At 34.1% G+C, this 25,518-nt stretch carries 23 protein-coding genes; 22 read left to right on the top strand and 1 reads right to left on the bottom strand.

Going from position 1 to position 25,518, the window contains the following annotated elements; genetic code table 11:
- Window positions 1-35 precede the first annotated feature (35 nt).
- From BAU27_RS01775 to bcbE, 21 genes are all read left to right on the top strand, one after another.
- Window positions 36-1,331: a homoserine dehydrogenase gene (locus BAU27_RS01775; protein WP_071769967.1), complete on the top strand. Its 1,296-nt coding sequence runs from the start codon at window positions 36-38 to the stop codon at window positions 1,329-1,331.
- A complete protein-coding gene (gene thrC, locus BAU27_RS01770; protein ID WP_071745661.1) occupies window positions 1,324-2,382 on the top strand; it encodes a threonine synthase in 1,059 nt (352 codons plus the stop codon). The genes BAU27_RS01775 and thrC overlap by 8 nt, the downstream gene beginning before the upstream one ends.
- Window positions 2,379-3,272, top strand: coding sequence for a homoserine kinase (gene thrB / locus BAU27_RS01765; protein WP_071745660.1), 894 nt, complete (start codon window positions 2,379-2,381; stop codon window positions 3,270-3,272). Before thrC ends, thrB begins: the two co-directional genes overlap by 4 nt.
- 116 nt (window positions 3,273-3,388) lie before the next feature.
- Window positions 3,389-3,598 (top strand): DUF6366 family protein, encoded by a 210-nt coding sequence (locus tag BAU27_RS01760; protein WP_071745659.1) that lies wholly within the window; start codon window positions 3,389-3,391, stop codon window positions 3,596-3,598.
- Window positions 3,599-3,810: 212 nt separating this feature from the next.
- The gene (locus BAU27_RS01755) at window positions 3,811-6,114 is read left to right on the top strand and encodes a glycoside hydrolase (protein WP_071769966.1); all 2,304 of its coding nucleotides are present in this window, start codon (window positions 3,811-3,813) and stop codon (window positions 6,112-6,114) included.
- A 349-nt stretch (window positions 6,115-6,463) separates the two neighbouring features.
- Window positions 6,464-7,465, top strand: a complete 1,002-nt coding sequence (locus tag BAU27_RS01750) for an LCP family protein (protein ID WP_071769965.1) — start codon at window positions 6,464-6,466, stop codon at window positions 7,463-7,465.
- Window positions 7,466-7,630: 165 nt separating this feature from the next.
- Window positions 7,631-8,878: a hypothetical protein gene (locus tag BAU27_RS01745; protein ID WP_071769964.1), complete on the top strand. Its 1,248-nt coding sequence runs from the start codon at window positions 7,631-7,633 to the stop codon at window positions 8,876-8,878.
- 13 nt (window positions 8,879-8,891) lie between these two features.
- Window positions 8,892-9,581 carry a response regulator transcription factor gene (locus BAU27_RS01740; RefSeq protein WP_071745656.1) on the top strand — a complete coding sequence of 230 codons (690 nt, stop codon included), beginning with the start codon at window positions 8,892-8,894 and terminating at the stop codon, window positions 9,579-9,581.
- On the top strand, window positions 9,578-10,939 hold the full coding sequence (locus tag BAU27_RS01735; RefSeq protein ID WP_071769963.1) for a sensor histidine kinase: 1,362 nt from the start codon (window positions 9,578-9,580) through the stop codon (window positions 10,937-10,939). The genes BAU27_RS01740 and BAU27_RS01735 overlap by 4 nt, the downstream gene beginning before the upstream one ends.
- A gap of 103 nt (window positions 10,940-11,042) precedes the next feature.
- Window positions 11,043-11,864 (top strand): peptidoglycan-N-acetylglucosamine deacetylase, encoded by an 822-nt coding sequence (locus tag BAU27_RS01730; RefSeq protein WP_071769962.1) that lies wholly within the window; start codon window positions 11,043-11,045, stop codon window positions 11,862-11,864.
- A 15-nt stretch (window positions 11,865-11,879) separates the two neighbouring features.
- Window positions 11,880-12,536 (top strand): YkyA family protein, encoded by a 657-nt coding sequence (locus BAU27_RS01725; protein WP_071745653.1) that lies wholly within the window; start codon window positions 11,880-11,882, stop codon window positions 12,534-12,536.
- A gap of 172 nt (window positions 12,537-12,708) precedes the next feature.
- A complete protein-coding gene (locus tag BAU27_RS01720) occupies window positions 12,709-13,389 on the top strand; it encodes an MgtC/SapB family protein (protein WP_071745652.1) in 681 nt (226 codons plus the stop codon).
- Between the two features lie 85 nt (window positions 13,390-13,474).
- Window positions 13,475-14,017 (top strand): GNAT family N-acetyltransferase, encoded by a 543-nt coding sequence (locus BAU27_RS01715; RefSeq protein ID WP_071769961.1) that lies wholly within the window; start codon window positions 13,475-13,477, stop codon window positions 14,015-14,017.
- A gap of 314 nt (window positions 14,018-14,331) precedes the next feature.
- A complete protein-coding gene (locus BAU27_RS01710; RefSeq protein WP_071769960.1) occupies window positions 14,332-16,140 on the top strand; it encodes an IucA/IucC family protein in 1,809 nt (602 codons plus the stop codon).
- A 60-nt stretch (window positions 16,141-16,200) separates the two neighbouring features.
- Window positions 16,201-18,039, top strand: a complete 1,839-nt coding sequence (locus BAU27_RS01705) for an IucA/IucC family protein (protein ID WP_071769959.1) — start codon at window positions 16,201-16,203, stop codon at window positions 18,037-18,039.
- Complete coding sequence (locus BAU27_RS01700) at window positions 18,026-19,264, top strand: AMP-binding protein (RefSeq protein ID WP_071769958.1); 1,239 nt, start codon at window positions 18,026-18,028, stop codon at window positions 19,262-19,264. The genes BAU27_RS01705 and BAU27_RS01700 overlap by 14 nt, the downstream gene beginning before the upstream one ends.
- Window positions 19,261-19,536 (top strand): petrobactin biosynthesis protein AsbD, encoded by a 276-nt coding sequence (gene asbD, locus BAU27_RS01695; protein ID WP_071745647.1) that lies wholly within the window; start codon window positions 19,261-19,263, stop codon window positions 19,534-19,536. Before BAU27_RS01700 ends, asbD begins: the two co-directional genes overlap by 4 nt.
- Window positions 19,537-19,559: 23 nt before the next feature.
- On the top strand, window positions 19,560-20,543 hold the full coding sequence (locus BAU27_RS01690) for a DUF6005 family protein (RefSeq protein WP_071745646.1): 984 nt from the start codon (window positions 19,560-19,562) through the stop codon (window positions 20,541-20,543).
- 37 nt (window positions 20,544-20,580) lie between these two features.
- Entirely contained in the window at window positions 20,581-21,423 is an 843-nt protein-coding gene (locus BAU27_RS01685; RefSeq protein WP_071745645.1) for a sugar phosphate isomerase/epimerase family protein, read from the top strand.
- A gap of 124 nt (window positions 21,424-21,547) precedes the next feature.
- Window positions 21,548-21,754: an alpha/beta-type small acid-soluble spore protein gene (locus tag BAU27_RS01680; RefSeq protein ID WP_000113539.1), complete on the top strand. Its 207-nt coding sequence runs from the start codon at window positions 21,548-21,550 to the stop codon at window positions 21,752-21,754.
- A 218-nt stretch (window positions 21,755-21,972) separates the two neighbouring features.
- The gene (bcbE, locus tag BAU27_RS01675) at window positions 21,973-23,226 is read left to right on the top strand and encodes a bacillibactin exporter BcbE (protein ID WP_083595830.1); all 1,254 of its coding nucleotides are present in this window, start codon (window positions 21,973-21,975) and stop codon (window positions 23,224-23,226) included.
- A gap of 108 nt (window positions 23,227-23,334) precedes the next feature.
- On the opposite strand, the gene BAU27_RS01670 is transcribed toward bcbE, so the two are convergent.
- On the bottom strand, window positions 23,335-23,952 hold the full coding sequence (locus BAU27_RS01670; protein WP_071769957.1) for a LysE/ArgO family amino acid transporter: 618 nt from the start codon (window positions 23,950-23,952) through the stop codon (window positions 23,335-23,337).
- Between the two features lie 118 nt (window positions 23,953-24,070).
- Here BAU27_RS01670 and BAU27_RS01665 point away from each other — a divergent pair, with 118 nt between their 5' ends.
- Window positions 24,071-25,516, top strand: a complete 1,446-nt coding sequence (locus BAU27_RS01665; RefSeq protein WP_139254597.1) for an aminotransferase-like domain-containing protein — start codon at window positions 24,071-24,073, stop codon at window positions 25,514-25,516.
- Window positions 25,517-25,518 lie beyond the last annotated feature (2 nt).

Below are 25,518 nucleotides of genomic sequence, written 5' to 3'. Positions count from 1 at the left end.
TGTAACAATTAAACTATTTAGGGGGAGATTAGAAGATGAATAACGTTATTAATGTTGGGGTATTAGGATTAGGTACTGTCGGAAGTGGTGTTGTCCATATTTTGAAAGAACATTATAAAAAAATTACTCTTGATACAGGATATGAAGTAAAGGTAAAGACAGTCGTTGTACGTGATTTGGAAAAAGAACGTGATGTTTGTATCGATGGAATCGTAGTAACAAGTAATGTCGATGAAGTTCTAAATGATTCAAATATTGATATTGTAGTAGAGGTAATGGGCGGAATTGAAGAAGCGAGAGAGCATATTGTGAAGGCATTGCAAAGTAAGAAACATGTCGTAACAGCAAATAAAGATTTAATGGCCGTATACGGTGCGGAGCTTTTGCAATTAGCGAATAAAAATGAATGTGACTTATGTTACGAAGCGAGTGTAGCGGGTGGGATTCCGATATTAAGAGGATTATCAGACGGGCTAGCTTCAGATCAAATTGAAAAAATAATGGGAATTGTAAATGGAACAACAAATTACATGTTAACAAAGATGAGTCAAAATGGATGGTCTTACGAAGAGGCTTTACATGAAGCGCAAAAATTAGGGTTTGCAGAATCAGATCCGACAGCGGATGTAGATGGACTAGATGCTGCAAGAAAGGTAGCAATTCTTGCAAACTTAGGTTTTTCGATGAATGTTTCTTTAGATGATGTGCAAGTTAGAGGTATTCGAAAGGTTGAAAAAGAAGATTTAGAGATGGCCGAAAAATTAGGATTTACTATGAAACTAATTGGTAAAGCCGAAAAACAAGGATCATCCATTCACTTAAGTGTAGAACCGACTTTATTACCAAGGCATCATCCGCTATCGAATGTGAATAATGAATTCAATGCGGTATATGTTCACGGTCAAGCAGTAGGAGAAGTGATGTTTTACGGACCGGGAGCTGGGAAGTTACCAACTGGTTCTGCTGTAGTAAGTGACATCATTTCAATCGTTAAAAATATGAATCAAGTTCCGAAAAATAAAAGTGCGTTAAAAGAACCAGAACCGTATGAACTACAAGGAGATGAAGAAGTAGTTTCGAAATATTTCTTACGTATTTCATTACGAGATGAACCTGGAATGTTGCGTAAAATAACGGAATGTTTCGTTAATTATTCTGTGAGTTTAAAAGAGGTAATCCAATTACCATTAAATCATGAGCATGCAGAAGTCGTTGTTGTGACGCATCAAACTTCAAAATATCAATTCGAACAAGTTTTAGGAGCGATAGAAGATGTCGCAAGTGAAATAAACAGTTACTACATTATTGAGGAGGAAAAACAATATGTATAAAGGACTATTAAAACAGTACGCTTCTTATTTACCAGTGAATGAAAACACACCTGATGTCAGCTTAATGGAAGGGAATACACCCCTGATTCCATTATTAAATATATCAAAACAATTAGGGATTCAGTTATACGGAAAATATGAAGGAGCGAACCCAACAGGTTCTTTTAAAGACCGTGGCATGGTAATGGCAGTTGCAAAGGCGAAAGAAGAAGGTTCAGAGGCCATCATTTGTGCATCTACAGGTAATACATCGGCATCAGCTGCCGCATATGCGGCACGCCTCGGAATGAAATGTATTATCGTAATACCAGAAGGAAAGATTGCGCATGGGAAATTAGCGCAAGCAGTTGCTTATGGAGCGGAGATCATTTCAATAGAAGGGAATTTCGATGATGCACTTAAGGCTGTAAGAAATATTGCTGCAGAAGAGCCGATTACATTAGTAAACTCAGTAAATCCTTACCGAATTGAAGGGCAAAAAACAGCAGCATTTGAAATTTGTGACCAGTTGGAAAATGCACCAGATGTTCTAGCTATTCCTGTTGGGAACGCAGGGAACATAACAGCATACTGGAAAGGATTCTGTGAATATGAAAAAGAAAAGGGTTATAAAAAACCAAGAATTCACGGCTTTGAAGCCGAAGGAGCAGCTGCCATTGTAAAAGGACATGTAATTGAAGAACCTGAAACGATTGCAACAGCGATACGTATCGGTAACCCAGCGAGTTGGTCGTATGCAGTAGAGGCTGCTGAGCAGTCTCATGGTGAAATAGATATGGTATCAGATGAAGAAATTTTAAACGCGTATAGATTATTAGCAAAAACTGAAGGGGTTTTCGCTGAGCCAGGATCAAATGCTTCATTAGCAGGCGTAATCAAACATGTTCAATCTGGAAAAATTAAAAAGGGAGAAACAGTTGTTGCGGTATTAACTGGAAATGGTTTGAAAGATCCTGATATCGCAATTTCTTCTAATAAATTAGATATTGCAAGTGTGTCAAATGATATAGAGCAAATTAAAGATCATATTAAAGGGGTGATTATGTCGTGATACCATTGAGAGTACGTGTCCCTGCTAGTACAGCGAATGTCGGACCTGGATTTGATTCAGTAGGAATAGCGTTGTCATTATATTTAGATGTGGTGGTAAAGGCGGAAGCAGATAAATGGCAAGTAATCCATTCCTTTGAAGATTCAATTCCAACGGATGATAAAAATTTAATTGTTAGCACGGCATGTAAAGTGTGTCCTTCTTTATCGCCCTATATAATAGAAGTTACTAGTAATATTCCGCTGACAAGAGGTTTAGGAAGTAGTGCATCAGCAATTGTAGCAGGAATAGAGCTTGCGAATCAGCTTGGAAATTTGAACTTAACAAGTGATCAGAAAGTTCAAATTGCAACAAATTTTGAAGGACATCCAGATAATGTTGCTGCTTCTATATTAGGTGGAACTGTAATCGGAGCACTGGATGGAAAGAATGTTTCCGTTGTAAGGATCGAAAGTAAGGAATTAGGCGTAATTTCTCTTATTCCGAATGAAGAGCTAAATACGGACGAGAGTCGATCTGTATTACCAGAGATGTTTCCATTTCATGAAGCCGTTAAGGCTAGTGCGATAAGTAACGTATTAGTAGCTGCGTTTTGTCAAAAGAAGTGGGAAGTTGTAGGTGAAATGATGGAGAGAGATCATTTTCACGAGCCGTATCGTTTAGAACTTGTACCGTTATTACCGTCAATTCGTAAATGTGCAAAAGAATTCGGAGCATATGGCACAGCGCTTAGCGGTGCGGGACCGTCCATTTTTATATTAACTCCATATGAGAAGCGACAAGAAATTGCGGCGCAATTAGCGAGAGTATTTACAGCTATGAAAGTATGTGAGCTTGAAATCGACCATAAAGGGATTACTGTAAATAAGGAAGAACATATTGGATTATAAAGAAAGCTAGCATCGCTAGCTTTCTTTATGTTGTAAATATCTGTTAAATTGGCATATAAAAGAAAGATAATAATGTATAATTTAGTAAAGAGTGTATTAATTTTGGAGGTGCTTATATGGATAAAGAGTCACCAGAAGAAAAAAGAGAACGTATGAGACAAAGTGAATTAAAAAGTAATCCGACTGGTTCTTTAAATGACGGACTCAATAGAGTGGAATCAGGTAGTCCTGTTGATATGACAGGGGGGATGAATTGGAAAGGTACAGGGATAATCATCTTAGTACTGCTTTTAGGATACTTTGTATACACTTACTTTTTCAGTTAAAGAATGTTTGTTAAAATTTTGATTTGTTTAGTTTCATAATTAGTGAAAAAGAAAAAAGCAGTTATCGTATTACATATCTTCTAAGCGAGTTAAAGTTGTTCATATCACCTTTTTTAATACTCCAAATAGAGCTAGCAATATGCTAGCTCTATTATTTTTTGCCACATTCCTGTAACAAAGCACCTGTATATTCAGTGGTGGAGGTGCAGAGGATGAAAAAAATGATAGCGATATGTCTTCTTACAACTATGTCATTTTCGACTTTAGTCGGTTGTGATGTAAAAGGTAATAATGCGGTACAAGAGTCTAAAATAAAGAAAGCGACGTATAAAGATTTTACTTACGATGTAAATCCAGAAACATTCACAATAACTGTAGAACATGAGGGTGTAAAGGAACAGGCATCACAACCCCTACCGAAAATGAAGGTATCGAATGTAAAAAAAGAAAAGGATCGTACATCGTGGGAATATCCAGATGAAAAAGTAAAAGTAAACTTAGAAAAGAAAAAAGACCACTTAAACATTGAAGTGGAATCGACTGGTGCGGAAAGCTTTACGTGGCCGAAAGTAGAGGCTGAAAATTATACACTTCCGTTATGGGAAGGTAAGCAAATTCCGAGCAATGATGAGAATTGGAAGAAGTTTTTAAAGGATGATGCATATTCATTTGCTGAATCATTTTCTATGAAGTTTTTTGCGTTAAATGGTTCGAAGTATTCCATTGTATATATTGCAAACAATATGTTTAATAATGAATTGAAATTTCATTCGGATCCGAAAATAGGATTTGATTTTACACATGAATTCCCGAGCATAAATAAAAATAAAACATATGGATTTCAATTATACGTGACAAATAATGATGCGGTCAGTATTGCTAAACTGTATAAGGATAATATTGTTGAAAAAGGTGAATTTAAAACATTACAAGAAAAGGCAAGAAAAAATAAAGAAATCGAAAAGTTATATGGAGCGGCGCATTTTTATTTTTGGAATCAAAATGGTTTATCAGAAAGTAATATAAATTGGCCAAAACTAAGGGAGCAAATAAATAGCCCGCTGTTTAGCCATATAAAAGAACTTATTCAAAAGAATAGTTCAGAGCCTGGGGAACTGAATGTATTAGATCAAGTAAGTAAACAAGATTTCATTGATAAGTATCAAAAAAATGTTATTTTACGTTATATAAACGAAGTATTATCCATGAAGGAATTTTATAAAGAGGATATTTTTCCTAAAGTCGATCAGGAAGCTAATGCACTATTAAAGAAAGGCATAGATCACTTATCGAAGATGGAGTTATATAACTTAAATAAGCATTTATTAAAGTCGATACTTGGTGATGCGGTTGAAGAAGTAAGTAAATGGGGTAACGCAGATGGGACAGATATTATAAAGGAAATGAAAGAAGCAGGAATAGACAAAGCGTGGATTGGTCTACCGAACTGGGAACAAGGATATATGCAGCCTAATTTCGTTACAGAAGCTAAGGAAATGGGATATTTAGTTGGTCCGTATGATTCTTATCATTCTATTCACGAAAAAGGGGATAAAAATTGGAACACAGCTTCCTTTACTGACCCATCATTATACGAAGAGGCTACTGTAACGAAGAAAAATGGAGAAAAGGTGCAAGGGTTTTTAGGTAGAGGGCGAAAACTAAATCCGACACTATCACTTCCTAGTGTAAAAGAGCGAATGAACGACATATTGCAAAATGGTCCTAAATATAATTCATGGTTTATCGATTGTGATGCGACAGGTGAAATTTATGATGACTATTCGGCAAAACATATAACGACACAAGAACAAGATTTAAAAGCAAGATTAAAACGAATGGATTATATTGCGCAAGAAAAAGGTATGGTAGTGGGCTCTGAGGGCGGAAATGATTTTGCGAGTAGTACGATTGCATTTGCTCATGGAATTGAAACGCCAGTTATTAAATGGGACGATGAAGATATGAGAAAAAACAAAACAAGCCCGTATTATGTAGGTGGATATTGGTCACCAAATCAAAATGTTCCCGAAAAATATGCAAAACAAGTACCGTTGAAAGAAGAATATAAACAAGTATATTTAAATCCAGTATATTCGGTACCATTATATAAATTAGTATACAACGATTCCGTTATTACAACGCACCATTGGGAATGGGGAAGTTTGAAGGTGAAAGATGAAGTTGGAAATCGTATGTTATATGAGTTATTGTATAATGTTCCTCCGTTGTACCATTTAGATGAAATAGAGTGGAATAAGCATAAAAAAGAAATTACACAGCATCTGAAAGTTTGGAATGAAGTTCATGAAAAAGCAGTAAAAGAAGAAATGACGAACTTTGCATATCTGTCAGAAGATAAGCTAGTACAATCTGCTTCATATGGAAAGGATATTAAAATTATTGTGAATTTCTCAAATAAAGATGTAGAAATAGAAAAAACGAAAATACAAGCAAAATCAGCTTTAATTAATAATAATGGGAAGCAAATGATATACACACCAAATGAGAAATAATAAGGTGAAACTTTAATCAGTGGGGGTGTTCATCTCCCACTGATTATTAGCCTTCAATCGAGCTTTTACAGGAAAAATTTTACTCTTTATTCTTACTAAAATTCGAGGCTCTTACTACCTAAATAACAGAATGGTAAATCTGTGAATTCGAATGCTTTGAAGTGTTAAATTTTTGAAGTTGATAAACAGTGACTTGCCAAAAATAAGCACGAGAGTATAATGTGAAATGGAATACATATTGGATTCATGATGTAACCTTACAAAAATGTAAGGTGATTGAAAGGAAATTCAATATGAAGATTACTAGACATACATTATACTAGGAAAAGAGAAAGAGAGGAGAATGAACATGAGCTCTGAATTAGAACAAAACACGAGAAGCAATAAAAAACGTTCTAAACGAAAGTCAATAAAATGGTTCATTTTAATTCCATTTTTCCTACTTATTTTTGGAGGAGTAGGATATGGTTCGTTTATATATAACAAAGCAAAAGCTGTTGTAAGTGATGCGTATGCAAAAATTGATAAGTCATCAAAGCGTGATAAAGAAGTTGAACCTTTAAAGGATAATATTTCAATATTAATTATGGGTGTAGATGGAAGTGAAATGAGAAAAAGCCAATATGGCGAAGCGGTTCGAACAGATGCACTTTTATTAGCAACAATTAATAAAGATGATAAGTCTGTTAAGCTAGTAAGTATTCCACGTGATTCACGTGTTTATATTCCAACTAGAAAAAAACTAGATAAAATTACTCATGCTCACGTATTTGGTGGCGTGGAAAGTACCCGAGATACGGTGGAAAGATTTTTAAATGTCCCTGTTGATTATTATGTGAAGTTTAACTTTGAATCATTCGTACAAATTGTCGATTCAATTGGTGGTATTGATATTGATGTACCAGTTACTTTCACTGAACAAGATAGTAAAGATCAAGCTGGTATGATCCATTTAGAAAAAGGTTACCAACATTTAAATGGAGAACAAGCACTTGCACTTGCAAGAACGCGTAAAATTGATAGTGATGCAATGCGTGGTCAAAGACAACAACTTGTAATTGAAGCAATTGCGAAAAAAGCTATGTCTGTTCAATCAATTAGCAAAATGGGCTCGTTACTTGATGCAGTGGATAAAAATATGAAAACAAACTTAACGTTTGATGACATGCTTGCTATTACGAAAAATATGGCTGGATCTGACTTGCAAATGGAAAAAATGCAAATTGAAGGTACTGATAAACGTATTGGCGGTATTTATTATTACATTCCAAACGAAAAAAATGTGAAAGATATTTCGAATAAGTTAAATGAGCATTTAGGTGTAACACCAAAGCCAGTTCGAAATGAATAGTAAAAAAAGATTGGCCTTCGCCAATCTTTTTTTATGGGAATACAATTGTAACTTTTCTGTAACGATTTTTTTATTTTAGAAAAATTATACTCATATGTATGAGAATATTGGAGAAGCAAAAAGTATAAAAAAATACTTAAAATCTGTAGTAAGGAAAGATATCATATGCCGAAATGGATAAGCATTATGGGAATCGTCTTTATATTGACTGGATGTAAAATATCTGAAGCTCCGACGAGTTTAATGGAAGCTCCTGCAAATGAAAAGTGGATTAATGAATTAAGAGAGCAAATAGATAAAGATTTGCCTGTTAATTATCGGTTGCTTACTCCAATGTCTAATAAAGATAAACAGATGATTTGGTCAATGGATTTTAAACAAGATAATAAAAAAGAAGCAATCGTCTTTTATAAATTACCAAATGAAGATTGGAGTATATATTTAGCTATTTATGCGGAAAGCAGCAAGGGCTGGAAACTAAAGTCCACTCATACATTTGATGGTGAGGATATAGATATCGTTAAAGTCGGTGATTTTACAGGGAACGGGAAGCGGGAGTTATTAATTGGAATCTCTGTAAGTCGTGAATCTTTAGAACATGTAATGTATGCTTTTTCGGAAGAAAATGATGATATGAAGGAGATTTATAATCGGCAATATACGAAGTTATTTATAGAGGATTTAAATAAAAATGGCCTTAATGATATAAGTCTTGTTACTTATAAAAAAGATGAGCAATTGAAAGTTGAGCTCATTGAGCAGTTTAATACAATGTCAGAAGTTACATTTGATCCTTATATAAATAGTATTCAAAGAATACAAATGGGACGTATTTCTAACACGTCAAAGGCAGTTGTAATTGATGCAGGAGTGGGGGCTTATTCAGGTATAACATATGTAGCGAAATTTGATAAGGATCATTATGAGGGACTACCTATAGACGGGAAAGAAGATTTATTTAATGATTATGTTGTGGAAAGTAAAGACGTTAATGAAGACGGCATTATTGAATTTGTTCGTACTGTGCGTCCAAAAGGTTGGGAAGAGGTATCGTATGGAGAGAGCACAATGTTTGAACGTTATATACAGTGGAGTGAAGAGGGAATTAAACCGATAGAAGAAAGATATGTCAATATAGATAAAGGTTATTTTGTCAAAATCCCTCAAGAGCTAATTGGAAAAATAACTGTCCCAGTTCAGCAAGAAGCATCGGATGTTCAAAAATTTATGGATGTAACTACAAATAAAATATGGCTTGAAGTCCATATTTTTAAGCGGAAAGAATGGTTCAAAATAAAAGGATACGAGGCAGCAGTTAAAACGGCTTCTCACGTATATGCAGTACCGAAGCAGTCTAAATTTGAAAAAGTAAAAGCATATATAAAACCGCTAGCGGATTATCAACAAGAGTAGGGAGGTGGGAATTATGTCAGCAATTTTAGTTTTAGAAGATGAAATACCAATCCGTAGCTTTATTGTCTTAAATTTGAAACGTGCTGGATTTTATGTATTAGAAGCTAGTACTGGAGAAGAAGCGTTACAGATTTTAAGTGAACATACTGTTGATGTAGCGGTACTTGATGTTATGTTACCGGGGATTGATGGTTTTCAAGTATGTAAAGCTATCCGGGAAGAAAATAAAAAAATGGGCATTATTATGTTAACAGCGCGTGTACAAGATGAAGATAAAGTACAGGGGCTAGGAATTGGTGCAGATGATTATATCGCAAAGCCGTTTAGTCCATTAGAATTAATTGCACGTATACAATCTTTATTAAGAAGGATAGAAGTACATGAAGAAACAACGAATACAATCACGTCTGGTCCGTTTTCGTTAAATATCATAGAAGAAAGATTATATAAAGGTGGACAATTAGTTGATTTAACCCCTACAGAGTACATGATACTACAGTATTTAATGAATCAGGCTTCGAAGCCGGTTTCGCGTGATGAAATTTTAAATATGATTTGGGGAACTAATTACGTAGGCGAGACGAAAGTAGTCGATGTAAATATGAGACGGTTACGTCAAAAGATAGAATGTAATCCGTCAGAACCAGAGTTTATCCATACTGTGTGGGGAAAAGGATATGTGTGGAAGGAAACTATAAGATGAGACGGAAAGTGACTTTATATTTTATGACGGTCATTACACTAATGCTTGTATTATTTGAAGTAGCATTTTCAGTTTCAATTTATCGATATTATTATAATAGTATTGTGCAATATGTTGAATCTCATGCAAAGACAAGTACACGTTTTTTCTCGGAATACAATTCACTATATTTTATTCGATTGCAAGAATATAGCGGAGAAATAATTGAGAGTTTCCAATTAGAAGGAACGGAATTACAATTGATTGATCGTCACGGTACGATTATACAGTCGTCCAGTGGACAAAAGGTAGAAGGTAAAGTAGTTATTCCGTATTCTTTACTAGAAGGGAAAATGTATCATCAAGTTACTACTACGAAAGATAACGTGAAACAGTTAGAAGTGTTTAGTCCACTTATTCATCAAGGACAAACTATCGGTGTTTTGAAATATATGACTGTTTTAACGGATGTAAATGCAAAGATTATTGAAATTATTATGTTTACTATTTCAGTTGGAATTGTCATCTCAGGTATCGTATTTTTAATAAGTAGACGATTGGCGAATTCGTTTGTGAAACCTCTCGAATCTATTATTCATGCTTCTTCGCAAATTGCAGAAGGTACATTAAAGGAGCAAATTAAAGAAGATTATCCTGGTGAATTAGGTGAGTTAGCACATAGTTTAAATTATATGGCCGATAAAATAGAAAAAGCTGAGCAAATGAAAAATGAATTTATTGCCTCTATTTCGCATGAAATACGAACACCTTTAACAGGAATTAAAGGGTGGAGTGAGACGTTAAAAACAGTAGATCATTTAACAGATGAAGAAATAAAGCAAGGTATGGGAATTATTTCAGGTGAAACAGACCGATTGATACATTTAGTAGAAGAGTTACTAGATTTTTCAAGATTGCAGTCAAATCATTTTAATTTATATAAACAAAAGGTGCAATTGTACGATATACTAGAAGAGACGATTTGGCAATTAACTCCTAAATCAGAAGAGAAACAGATTCAACTAGTCGCTAATTTAGAACGAGTAGAACTAGTAGGAGATCAAAATAGATTAAAACAAGTTTTTCTAAATATTATTCATAATGCTATTAAATATTCAAATGAAAAAGGTACAATTTACATTGAAGCGGCCAAAAGTGAAGGAAAAGCCGTGATTAAGGTGACAGATCAAGGTATTGGAATTGCTAAAGAACATCTACCATTTATAGAGCAGTCATTTTATCAGATTAATAACCATATTGAAGGCGCAGGTATTGGATTAGCTATCGTCAAAAAAATGGTGGATCTTCATGGTGGTACGCTTAGTATTACAAGTAGAAAAAGAGTAGGAACAACAATTTTGATAACACTCCCACTATAATTTTTACATAAAGTATGTTTATATAGTGTAATAAAAATAAATAGATGTATAATTATATTGGGTGATTTATATATAAGATTAATAGGGAGAGGAATTCGATAGAATGGAAAAGGCTTTTAAAATTAAACAAGTAGTAGTTGTTATAATAGCGATTGCAACAGTAGCTATTGGGTATTTTATGTTTCAATCAATTACTTCACCAGCAAAAGCTGTTGCGAAACAAGAAAATGTAATACAGATTGCAAGTGAACAACCGAAAGTTGAAATGAATAAAACGGCACCAAGTCGTTTTAATGGACAGGAAAGAAAAGTTGCTTACCTTACATTTGATGATGGGCCAGGAAAATATACGGCTGAATTATTGAATATGTTAAAACAGCATGATGCGAAGGCGACATTCTTTTTAATTGGTGCGAATGTGAAACAGTTTCCTGATTTAGTAAAACGTGAAAATGCAGAAGGACATTATGTTGGAATGCATAGTATGACACACAATTTTGCGAAGTTATATAAAAATGGCGAGTATGTTAATGAAATGAAAGAAGATCAAGGCTTAATCGCAAATATTATTGGGAAAGCCCCTAAATTAACACGTCCTCCATACGGATCGATGCCTGGTTTAAATGAAGGTCTCCGAAATAAAGTAGTTGAGGATGGTTTAAAAGTGTGGGACTGGACAATTGACTCTTTAGACTGGAAATACAATAAAGTACCAGTTGATGCAGCGGCAGCGCAAATCGCTCAAAATGTATTAGCTGGTGCAACAAAACCGCAAGAGGTCATTTTAATGCATGACATTCACCCGCAATCAGTTGCTGCTGTACCAGCAATTTTAAAGGGTCTAAAAGAAAAAGGTTATGAATTTGAAGCATACCATGAAGAGAATCACTTCCCAGTGAATTTCTGGCACGATAACCGTATGTAATTGGAGGAATTGAAGTTGAAGTATGGAAAAGTAGCAGTAGTTGGAGCATTATCAGTAGGATTATTATCAGGTTGTTTCGGTGAAAAACCAGAAGAAAATTTATATACGGCTTTTGAAACAGCAGCGACACAAGAAAAATCGTTAGCTGATGATACGAAAAAGTTAGAGCAATTAGAAAAGCAAGGGCAAGAACTATATTCTCAAATTTTACAAGAGGGTAAAGAACATAATGAAGCAGTCACGAAGAAGATAGAGGAAGCTACTGCAAATGTAAATGAACGTGAGAAAGTATTGAAAAACGAGAAAGAACTGTTAGAGAAAGCTCAGAAGGAGACGAAATCAGTTCAAAGCAATATAGAGAAGCTTGAAGATAAGAAATTACAAAAACAAGCTAAAGCAGTAGAAGAGTCGTATAAAAACCGTTATGAAGCATTCCAAAAAATGAATGAGGATTACACGAAGGCGTTAGCGAATGAAAAAGAGCTGTATGAAAAATTAAAAGTAAAAGAAACGAAGTTAAAAGAAATTGGTGAAAAAGTTAAAACTGTTAATGAGTTAAATGTGGAAGCTCAAAAGGCGAAAGAACAATTTAACAAACATACAAAAGAGTATAATGACAGTAAATTAGCATTTTACAAAGATGCACAGATTAAGATTAAAGAACAGAAATAAAGGAGTATCTTAATCTCGATAAAAAACTATAGAAAAAGCCGAAAAAACATTGTAATAAAAATGTTTTTTCGGCTTTTGTTGCTGGATGAATAGAAAAGACTGGAATTGATATCATAAAAGAGTTATAGTGAATTATTCCAAGGGAAACATTGTAAAGTAAGGAGATTGAAATATGTCATATGAATTTTTATTCAAATTAGGTTTAGCACTCTTTTTAGGATTATTCATCGGAATAGATAGGCAGCTAAAGAATAAACCGCTTGGTGTGAAAACAAGTATGGTTATTTCCGTAGCGAGTTGTTTAATTACAATGGTTTCAATTGAATCAGTGAATGTTTATTCTGTACCGGGTCATACAAATATGGATCCAATGCGTCTAGCTGCTCAAATTGTTAGTGGGATTGGTTTTCTTGGTGCAGGTGTCATTTTACGAAGAAGTAATGACGTTATTTCGGGATTAACGACAGCTTCTATGGTGTGGGCTGCTTCAGCTTTAGGTATTGCAATTGGAGCAGGATTTTATATACAAGCGACGGTTGCTATGGTTTTAATTATTTTAGCGATTAATGTACTTCCTCAAATTGTGAAAATTGCAGGCCCGTATTCATTAAGACAAAAGGACTTATCTATAAAAATTACTGTAAAAGAGCATCAAGAATTAGATGGTATATTTAAGCAAATTAAAAATTTAGGTATGCATGTGAAACGAGTGAAAATTAAAGATATAGATAGTGGAGCGTTTCAGCAATTGGAGATGGTTATTTTAGTTCCAGAAGATTTATATACAACTGAGTTATACAGTTCTCTAAAAGAGATTGATCGTGTTGTCTCAGTTGAAGTTGAAAGTAGATAAAAAAGAGTGAAGTGAATTCACTCTTTTTTATTTGGATTTTTAAGGAAAAAAATTGATATAATGAGGAGTAAATAAGGGGGAGAAAATGATGGAGGTACATATTAGAAGAGCGATAAAAGATGATATATTAGGTATAGCAAAGGTACACGCTGATAGTTGGAAAACAACGTATAAAGGGATATTCGCTAATGAAATTTTAGATAATATAACATATGAACAACGAGAAAAACAGTGGGAAAGTATTTTTCAAAAAGAAGGTAATCATCAATTTAGATTTGTAGCAGAGACATTAAATGGAACTATAATCGGATTCATTGATGGGGGAGTTGAAAGGAGCGGTACATATAATTGTGATGGGGAATTATATGCAATTTACCTTTTACAACAGTATCAAGGACTGAAAATAGGCCAAAAGTTATTTCAAGCATTGCTATCAGAATGTATAAAAAATGATATGCAATCTCTTTTAGTTTGGGTCGTTACTAATAATTCTTGTAAAACGTTTTATGAAAAATTTAACCCTGAAAAAATTGATAAGAAATTTTTAGAGAGAGTACAGGTAGAAGAAACAGCGTATTGCTGGAGAGATTTGAATATTTTATATAAAAAATTACAGGATTCAATATAAAATAATAATATTATGTAAACAAACAAGCAAGCAGGTATACGTTTAGTATACCTGCTTGCTTGTTTTGGATCGATAATAATGAAAAATGCAGAAAATATTAAGTAATTAGTTTGAAAGGAAGATATTTTTAATCATGTTTTTAATGAGATTAAAGATATGTTGAAAAATAATAAAAATTTGGTCAGATGAAAAAATTCTGAAATATACCCTTGAATTGATAATGATATTCAATTAGAATCATAATTGAATATCATTATCAATTATTGTTTATTAAATAAAATTTCGATAGCTTTAATATAAAGAGGAGGACCAGTATGCAGCATGCGAAACAAATCGCAGAACATGCAACAATACAAAGCTTTTTAAACTGTTATTTAAGAGAAACAGGGAGTGGAGAATGGATTACAGAGGATGAAAGAATGGAAAGTATCTTCAGTAATACGTTAAATAGAGATACAGTCCCCACATATTTATGTTGTCGCCTATCAGCACAGAACGTTACTTTGTATGGAGAAGTTTTATATAAATCATCAACAGATCGCCATTTGTTTGGAGGACAGTTTTATTATCAAATTGGAGAGTGCAAAACTGTTATAAAAGCAGATTATGTTACAGTTATTACGTTTTTAATAAAAGAGATGTCTATCAACTATGGAGAAGGTACGAATCCTGCTGAACTTATGCTTCGAGTCATTCGTAGTTGCCAAAATATTGAGGAATTTACAAAAGGTAGAACAGAAGATACATCTGCATTATATGGTTTCCATACAACTTTTATAGAAGCGGAGCAGTCTTTATTATTTGGGCATTTAACTCATCCTACCCCAAAGAGTAGACAGGGTATATTGGATTGGAAAAGTGCAATGTATTCTCCAGAATTAAAAGGAGAATGTCAGCTTCATTATTTTCGGGCACATAAAAGTATAGTAAATGAAAAATCGTTATTATCAGATTCTACAACAACAATTATAAAAGAAGAATTAAGTAATGATGAGATAGTTAGTAAGGAATTTATAGAGAAGTACTGTAAGGAAGATGAGTATTCATTAATTCCTATTCATCCGCTTCAAGCAGAATGGCTATTACACCAACTTTACGTACAGGATTGGATAGATCAAGAATTGCTTGAGTATGTTGGTCCTATAGGCAAGTATTATATGGCAACATCATCACTGAGAACGCTATATCATCCTGATTCGAAGTATATGCTTAAGTTTTCATTTCCAGTGAAAGTAACGAATTCAATGCGTATTAATAAATTGAAAGAACTTGAGAGTGGTCTTGAAGGGAAGGAAATGTTAAATACGGCAATTGGTGAAGTACGAGAAAGGTTTCCAGGTTTTGATTTTATTTGTGACCCAGCCTTTATTACATTAAATTATGGGACACAAGAATCTGGATTTGAAGTGATTATTCGAGAGAATCCTTTTTATAGTGAACATGCAAATGACGCTACATTAATTGCGGGGCTAGTTCAAGACGCTATACCTGGAGAACGTAATCGTTTATCGAATATCATCCATCGCCTAGCAGATTTAGAAAGTAGAAGCTGTGAAGAGGTAAGTTTAGAGTGGTTTAGACGGTATATGAATATTTCTTTAAAGCCGATGGTATGGATGTATTTACAGTATGGAGTTGGATTAGAGGCACATCAGCAAAATAGCGTTGTTCAGCTAAAGGATGGTTATCCAGTAAAATATTATTTCCGTGATAATCAAGGGTTTTATTTCTGTAATTCAATGAAAGAGATACTTAATAATGAGCTAGCTGGTATTGGAGAACGTACTGGAAATTTATATGACGATTATATTGTAGATGAAAGGTTTCGTTACTATTTAATTTTTAATCATATGTTTGGACTTATTAACGGTTTTGGTACAGCAGGGTTAATTAAGGAGGAAATTCTACTTTCTGAATTAAGGTCTGTACTCGAATCATTCCTTCCATATAACCGGGAATCTTCTACATTTTTAAGAGAATTGTTGGACGAGGATAAGTTGGCATGCAAAGCGAATTTGCTAACGAGATTTTTCGATGTCGATGAGTTAAGTAATCCGTTAGAGCAAGCTATTTATGTACAAGTACATAATCCGCTCGTTAGAGAAGTGGCTGTTCGTTCCTAAATAGCGTTAAAATTTCACGTAATACAAATAATGGGATTTCGTAATAAAGTGGAGGGATTTATGAGAGTGGACATGTATCACACGAAAATATTGAGGGCACTCGAATCAGAAGATTACATTTCAGTGCGAAGAAGGGTGTTACGTCAATTAGTAGAATCGTTAATTTATGAGGGGATTATAACGCCAGTTCGTGTTGAGAAGGAAGGACAAATTCTGTTTATTATACAAGGACTTGATGAAGAAGACAAAAGTGTTTCGTACCAATGTTATGGAAGAGAGCGGATGACATTCGGTCGTATTTCTTTAGACTCATTAATAGTAAGAGTCCAAGATGAACAACAAGAAATACAATCTGTGTCGCAATTTTTGGAAGAAATTTTTCGAGTTGTTAACGTGGAACAAGCCAGATTAGATTCTTTTATTCACGAATTAGAACAAACGATATTTAAAGACACGATTGCACAATATGAAAGAGATAATAAGGAAGAATACACTCAAAAATCTTATGATGAGTTTGAAAGTCATTTAATAGATGGTCATCCCTATCATCCTAGTTATAAAGCACGTATTGGTTTTCAATATCGTGACAATTTTCAATACGGATATGAGTTTATGCAGCCAATGAAACTCATATGGATTGCAGCTCATAAAAAATACTCAAGTGTAGGTTATAAGAATGAAGTGACTTATGACAACATTTTAATAGAGGAGATTGGAGAGCGTAAATTAGAAGAGTATTTGGAACGAATTCATAATGTGGGATGTAATCCAAAACAGTACGTGTTTATACCTGTTCATCCATGGCAGTGGGAGAATTTCATTATCTCGAATTATGCTGATCATATACAGGATAAATTTATTATTTATTTAGGAAAATCAGAGGATGAATATTGTGCGCAACAATCTATGAGGACGTTAAGAAATGTTACGAATCCAAAGAAACCATATGTAAAGTTATCGCTGAATATACTCAACACTTCAACGCTCCGTACGTTGAAACCATATTCTGTTGTGAGTGCACCAGCTATATCGAATTGGTTAAATGATGTCGTAAGCAATGATTCGTATTTACGAGATGAATCGCGCATAATTTTGTTACATGAGTTTTCGAGTGTAACGTATGATACGAATAAGAAATCTGTATATGGTTCATTAGGATGTATTTGGCGTGAAAGCGTTTGCGAGTATTTGGATACACAAGAGGATGCAATTCCCTTTAACGGCTTATATGCAAAAGAGAAAGATGGGACACCAATTATTGATCCATGGTTAAACAAATATGGAATAGAAAATTGGCTGCAATTACTCATTCGAAAAGCGATAATACCTGTTTTACATCTTGTTATAGAGCATGGAATTGCATTAGAATCCCACGGTCAAAATATGATTTTCGTCCATAGAGAAGGGATCCCTGTCCGTATTGCATTAAAGGACTTCCATGAAGGGATTGAGTTTTATCGTCCATTCTTAAAAGAAGTTGAAAAATGTCCTGATTTTATTAAAATGCATAAAACGTATGCGAATGGAAAAATGAATGATTTCTTTGAAATGGATCGTATGGAATGTTTGCAAGAAATGGTATTAGATGCCCTTTTCTTATTTAATTTAGGAGAATTAGCTTTCGTACTTGCGGATGAATATGAATGGAAAGAAGAAAGTTTTTGGATGATGGTTGTTGAAGAAATTGAAAATCATTTAAGCAAATATCCACATTTAAAAGATAGATTTGAAAACATTCAATTATACACTCCTACATTTTATGCCGAGCAATTAACGAAGCGTCGATTATATTTGGATGTGGAATCACTTGTTCATGAAGTTCCAAATCCATTGTATAAAGCAAAGCAACTTACAATACAAAAATCAGTTGTTACAGGGGGAAATTATGCTAATCGTTAATAAACAGGAGTATAGCAAAAATGATTTTGAATCGAGATTACAAGTTTACGAGGAGATGGAACAATTTCAAGAGGCAAAGGAAACTAGATTTGCACTTTGTTTGAAAGACCCATTTGATATTATTACGATTGTATTTTTCTTAAAAGAAAAGAAATCATCTGTACTTCTTATACATGAAGATACGCCAAAAGATACGGCTATTGAAATGGCAAGACGTGCAAAGTGTACGGGACTGTTATATGGGGAATGTAGCGACTTTACAAAATTAGAAGTAGTGAATTCATTACTAGAAGAGCCTTCTTTATTGCAATATAGCTCAGGAACCACGGGAGAACCGAAACTGATTCGTAGAGCATGGGCGGAAGTTGATACAGAAATTACTGCGTATAATGAAGCTTTAAACTGTGAAGTAGATGAAGTGCCGATCGTTATGGCCCCTGTTTCACATTCATACGGTTTAATATGTGGTACGTTATCTGCAATTATGAGGGGAAGTAAACCGATAATCATTACCAATAAAAACCCTAAATTCGCATTAAATATAGTTCGCAATACAGAAAAACATATCATATATGCAGTACCACTTATGTTACATATTATGGGGAGTTTTCCGTTAGGAACGTTTCAGTTTCATAAAATTATGACATCCGGATCCCCTTTGCCAGAAGCATTGTTTTATAAACTAAAAGAAATGACAACGTATATGATGCAGCAATATGGTTGTTCTGAAGCTGGTTGTATTAGTATATGCCATGATATGGAAAGTCATTTGGATTTAGGAAAGCCACTACCTCATGCGAGTATAAGCATAGGTTCAGATGAAAACGTGCCTGAAGAAATCGTAGTAAAGATTAACGATAAAGAAATTTTTACGAAAGATTTGGGGTATAAATCCGAGCGTGGCCTTCATTTTATGGGGCGCATGGATGATGTAATTAACGTTTCAGGATTAAAAGTCTTTCCTATAGAGGTAGAAGAAATGATGCTTCGATTAGAAGGTGTTCAAGAGGCGATTGTATATCGAGGAAAACATCCTGTGATGGGCGAAATTGTTAAAGCGAAAGTAATCTCTCATATTGATCCAGTGCAAATAAGGGAATGGTGCATTCAGCGCTTACCGTCTTATAAAGTCCCATATGAAATTGAAAGTGTAACTGAAATTCCGAAAAATAAAACTGGAAAAGTAAGTAGAAAGTTACTAGAGATGGGGGAGGTTACAGTATGAGACGTGAAACGTTAAAGGATGCAGTATTGAAAATTATGACAGGAAAAATGGAACTGAAAAATGTAACGCATCTAGAAGAAACGATGCGATTAAATCAAGATTTATATATAGATTCGGTAATGATGTTACAGCTTATCGTATACATAGAGATGGATTTGAAGTTATGTGTCCCAGAGGATGAGGTAGATCCCAAGGCGTTTCTTACTGTAGGATCTTTACTTGATTTTATGGAGGAGTTACAGCCATTACAAGAAGTAAATATGAATAACTAACATTGGAGAAAGTGGGTGAGAGTATGACTTCAATTAAAGTGCACTGTTTAGTGAGTTGTTTTTGTGAAATTATAAAAAGGCGTAGTGATATAGATTTTCGTCCATTTTATTTTGGACTATGGGATGGAGATTTTGATATAACAGAAGGCGGAATTATTTCATATCATTCCGAAAATATTAACCATGATAATTACTTACTTTGGTATGAAAAATTGTACGGTATTAAAGTGAACGAATGGTATGATCATGCAAAAGATAAAAGTAGTAATGTAGAAACATTTTTAGAATTAGTAGAAAATAAGCCTGAACATCGTTTTGTAATTGTAATGGTTGATATGTCCCTATTACCAGAGAGGGAAAATAAATTTCATCAAAAACCGTTTCCGCATTATTTAATGATATCGAAAACAGAGATAGAAGAAGAATGGTTCATGCTAGATCCTGATTTTCGCTGGGAAGGGAATATGGAAAGAGAAAAAGTACTTCACTCTGTTCAAGACAACCCATTTGGTGGAGGATATTTCATTGATGTAGAAGGAATTGGGGAGCCAACACAAGAAATGGTAGCTAGTTATTTCACTGAAACATTTAAAAAGGACGACAATGAACTGACTATGGAGCTGAAAAATTTAATTATAAAAATGGCAAATGAGGAAGATGGGTATGAGCTTTCTAGGCTTGTAGAAGCAGTAAAGCAAATTCCAGTACTTGCGATTCGTAAATATAGTTATGAGCATGCCTTTGCATACTTCCGTGAAACGTTACAATATGCAGAGCAAGAATTTGATTATTGGTGTGATCGAGTGGAAGATATTGTACAAGGATTTACAAATGTACAGTATCGTGCAATTAAAATGGCAATGACGAATAATAAAGGTATGTTAGTATCAATTGTTGAAAAACTGGATGAAATGAATGCAATTGAACTGCAAATTAAGGCTGAATTAGAGAGACAGTTTTTGTTATGGAAAGAAATGAAAACAAACCAGTCTGTCTTAGCGTATTAAAAAGCTAGCTGAATTTAAAATAAGGGAGTTCAAACCTATGAGATATTCGTTATGTACTATTTCCTTTCGTCATCAATTAATTTCATTTACTGATATTGTTCAATTTGCATATGAAAACGGTTTTGAAGGAATTGAATTGTGGGGGACTCATGCACAAAATTTGTATATGCAAGAGTATGAAACGACAGAACGAGAATTGAATTGTTTAAAGGATAAAAACTTGGAAATTACGATGATCAGTGATTATTTAGACATATCATTATCGGCAGATTTTGAAAAAACGATAGAGAAATGTGAACAACTTTCAATACTAGCTAACTGGTTTAAAACGAATAAAATTCGTACGTTTGCTGGACAAAAAGGAAGCGAAGATTTCTCGGAACAGGAAAGGAAAGAGTACGTAAAGCGAATTCGCAACATTTGTGATTTGTTTGCTAAGCATAATATGTATGTACTTTTAGAAACACATCCAAATACATTAACGGATACGTTGCCTTCTACTTTGGAATTATTAGAGGAAGTAAATCATCCGAATTTGAAAATAAACCTTGATTTTCTTCATATATGGGAGTCTGGTGCAGATCCAATAGACAGTTTTCATCGACTAAGGCCGTGGATACAACATTACCATTTTAAGAATATATCGTCAGCGGATTATTTACATGTATTTGAACCTAATAATGTATATGCCGCAGCGGGAAGTCGTATTGGTATGGTTCCATTATTTGAAGGTATTGTAAATTATGATGATATCATCCGGGAAGTGAGAGGTACTGATTATTTTGCTTCGCTAGAATGGTTTGGACACAATGCGAAAGATATATTAAAAGAAGAAATGAAAGTATTAACAGGTAGAACATTAGAGGTAGTAACTTCGTAATATAAAATGATAAAAGAGTCTCTATTTAGAGTCTCTTTTTTTATAGTTGAAAATAACCAAAAATTACCATGTATTTAATTTTGAATTTAACACAATTTATATATAAATAAGGAGGTGATCGGTAATGGCTAGAAATCGTAACGCTAATCAATTGGCATCACATGGAGCACAAGCAGCTCTAGATCAAATGAAATATGAAATTGCACAAGAGTTCGGTGTACAACTTGGAGCTGATACTTCTTCACGTGCAAACGGTTCTGTAGGCGGTGAAATTACAAAACGCCTTGTAGCGATGGCAGAACAACAGCTTGGTGGCGGATATACTCGCTAAATGTAGAAGGTTATAGGAGAAAGGAAGGATTCTTCCTTTCTTTTTTATTTATTTTCAATTAATTGGTATGGATATATTGTGAACAGGATTCAAAGAATAGGAGTAATGCTATATTTTATCCAATTTCTTTTGTTGTAAATGGAATGTAGTAAAGATGAAATAGCCCTGGTGGAATGTGAACATAATTTCCAGCAGGGCTATTATATGGTAAGAAATATATGATGAAAGGTTCCGAAATCAGCATGTTAAAAAAAGAAAACTGTTGTTTAATTGCACTTGCATCAGTTCCACTTGTTATGACGTTAGGTAATTCAATGCTTATTCCAATCCTGCCAACCATTGAAAAGAAATTACATATTTCATCTTTCCAAGTATCCATGATTATTACAATTTATTCTATCATTGCAATTATCCTAATACCGATTGCTGGTTATTTATCAGATAGATGGGGTAGAAAGATGGTAATGGTTCCAAGTTTATTAATTGCAGCGATTGGAGGAGCGATAACGGGATGGGTATCATGGAAAGTTGATAACCCTTACGTTTGGATTCTTATCGGAAGAGCAATTCAAGGGATAGGTGCTGCTGGTGCTATGCCAGTCGTCATACCGTGTGTAGGTGATTTATACAAAGATGAAAAACAGGTTAGTGCAGGCTTAGGAATCATTGAGACGTCAAATACATTTGGAAAAGTATTAAGTCCCATATTAGGATCAGCTCTTGCGGCGATTGTATGGTTCTTACCATTTTGGGCAATTCCAGTTTTATGTGTAATATCGATTGTTTTATTATTGGTGCTAGTAAAGGCGAAGAAACAAGAAGAAGCAGTCCCGCCATTGAAAGAATTTATTCAATCTATCATCTCAACGTTTCGAGAAAAGGGGAGATGGTTAATTGCCATTTTTATATTAGGTGCAATTATTATGCTTATTTTATTCGGAATTCTTTTTTATCTGTCAACTATACTGGAGTCGAAGTACGACATTCATGGTATATGGAAAGGGTGTGTACTCGCTATTCCTTTGCTTGTACTATCACTTAGCTCATATATGGCTGGTAAAAAAATTGGAGATAAACAAGATATTATGAAAAAGTGTATTTATATTGGATTTTTACTGGCTGCTGTATCTGTCATTTTACCTTTATTTCTAAAAGGAATCTATTTGTTACTTCTTTGCCTCGTTATTATGGGGATAGGGATTGGTATCGCGTTACCATGTTTAGATGCTCTGATTACACAAGGAATTGAAAAAGAGCAGAGAGGGACAGTTACGTCATTTTATAGTTCGATGCGATTTATCGGTGTAGCAGCTGGACCACCCCTTTATTCTTTTTTTATGAAAGGGGCGGATCATGAAATATTTTATTTAACAAGTATCTTCGCCATTATTGGTGCCGTCATAGCGATCATTTGGATTAAACCAGCAAAAGATACAATGATGGTAAAACAGAAATCGGAACCGAATTCATAATTAGAAAGAGAATTGCGTGTTATATGATTAACATGCGGTTCTCTTTGTCTGCTATTGGTGGGCTAATAATCAGTGGGGAAACCCCCACTGATTAAAGTTTTACGCTATTTAGTTAGGGAAAATAACTTGTATTAACATATAAAGCCCGACTCCCCATATGATTAGTCCTGAAAATTTATTTAATACTGTAATCGTTTTTCCTGTCGAGTCTAATCCTTTTAGAAATTTTCCAGCAAAAGCTAAACTAATAAACCAAATCCAAGAAACTATAATTGTTGCCAAAGTGAAAGCCCATTTCTCACTTCCTATGTACTGTATAGAGTTTGTTCCAATTACACCAATTGTATCTAAAATTGCGTGTGGATTTAGTAATGAAACCGATGCGGCGAAAATAATTTGATTTTTTAAAGGCATGCTTTTTTCTTGTTTTACATCATTTGAAGGATCGCTTCTCCAAATAACCCAGCCCATATACATAAGAAAGAAAAATCCAATCATATACAGAGTAGTTGTTAACCAAGAAAAAGTAAGGAGTACAAGGGATACACCTTGTACAGCAATTAAAATTAGCAACGTATCACATATAGATGCAGTTAATACTACAGGGGCTACTCTCCAAATATTTGGTTGGCTAGCACCTTGGTTAAAGACAAAAACATTTTGGACACCTAATGGAATAATAAGACCAAATGCAAGGATGATACCGTGAATAATTGCTTCATTCATCATATTACCTCCTACTTAATGTGATTAATTATGATAGTGTATATTGTATAAAAGAAAAGAAAGTTTGTATCCATCCATATGGTTGGATAGGTTACCAACCAAAAAAATGTGAGGTGATATGATGGAAAGGTTAGTTTGGAAGCCTAATATGTTTTCACCTATTCCATTATATAAACAAATAGAATCTTATATAAAAGAAAGAATTGTTAATGGGGAATGGACAGTTGGAACTAAATTACCTTCACAAAGAGATTTGGCGCATACGTTTGAAGTAAATCGAAGTACAATTGTAATGGCTTTCGATGAATTAGTAGCAAAAGGGTATATTGAGGGGAATGGCCGGAAGGGAACAATTGTTATAAATAATAGTGAGAGTACTGCCACATATGTACCCCCTCCTAACTGGCGGTCTTATGTGGAAACAGGGCTTCATTATCCAAATCTTCCTGCTGTACAAGAGATTAATCAAGCTGAATTTACTCCCAATGTAATTCGATTAGGAACAGGTGAGCTCGCGCCGAGTCTCTTACCTGAGAAAAAGATGAAGGAAATTATTAATAAAATTTTACAATCAAATGTTACACTTGGGTATGAGGAACCGAAAGGAAATCTTTATTTAAGAGAAAAAATTGCGGAATACTTAAAAGGGCATGGGGTATATGTATCTCCTGACTCTATTTTAATTGTTTCAGGGGCAATTCAAGCACTGCAACTTATTTCTATGGGGCTTCTTCCGAAAGGAGCGTCAATTTTATTAGAAAAACCATCATATTTATATTCGCTTAATGTATTTCAATCAGCAGGAATGCGTTTAATTGGAATACCAATGGATGAGAATGGTTTAAATGCATCGTATATTACGAAATATAAGAAGCAATTTAATGCATCTATTTTATATACAATCCCGTCTTTTCATAATCCGACGAACTTTAGTATGAATGCGAAGAAACGCATAGAAGTGATGGAAATCTGTAATGAAATTGGATTGCCTATTATAGAGGACGCAGTGTACCAAGACTTATGGTTTGATGAGCCTGTTTCAAAGCCTTTAAAAGCATATGATAAAAACGGAATTGTACTACATATAGGGAGTATGTCTAAAGTAATTAGTCCAGGATTAAGAATTGGATGGATTGTTGGATCTGAGCCAGTCATTCAAAGATTGGCAGACATAAAAATGCAAACAGATTATGGTTCAAGTTCTATATCCCAGCAAATTGCAGCGGAATGGTTTACAAATGGATTGTATGATGAACATTTACAGTTTGTAAGAATTAAATTGAAAAAGCGCAGAGATTTTATGTTACAAATGTTAGAGAAATATTGTCATGATATAGCAACATGGTATGAACCGACAGGTGGTTTTTATATTTGGTTACATATGAATGTACCCGTTTCAAACCGTAGCTTATTTGACAAAGCTTTGCAAGAAAAGATTTTATTAAATCCAGGTACTTTGTATGATAGAAGTGCAAACCAATTTTTGCGCCTATCATATTCATACGCAACGTTAGAAGAAATTGAAATAGGTATAAAAAAACTTGCACAACTAATGAAAATGTAAGA

Source organism: Bacillus sp. NH11B, from assembly GCF_001884205.1.
GTDB classification, from domain to species: Bacteria; Bacillota; Bacilli; order Bacillales; family Bacillaceae_G; genus Bacillus_A; species Bacillus_A proteolyticus.
Note: the sequence above shows the minus strand (reverse complement) of the source record. Positions and strands in the feature narration are given on the sequence as shown.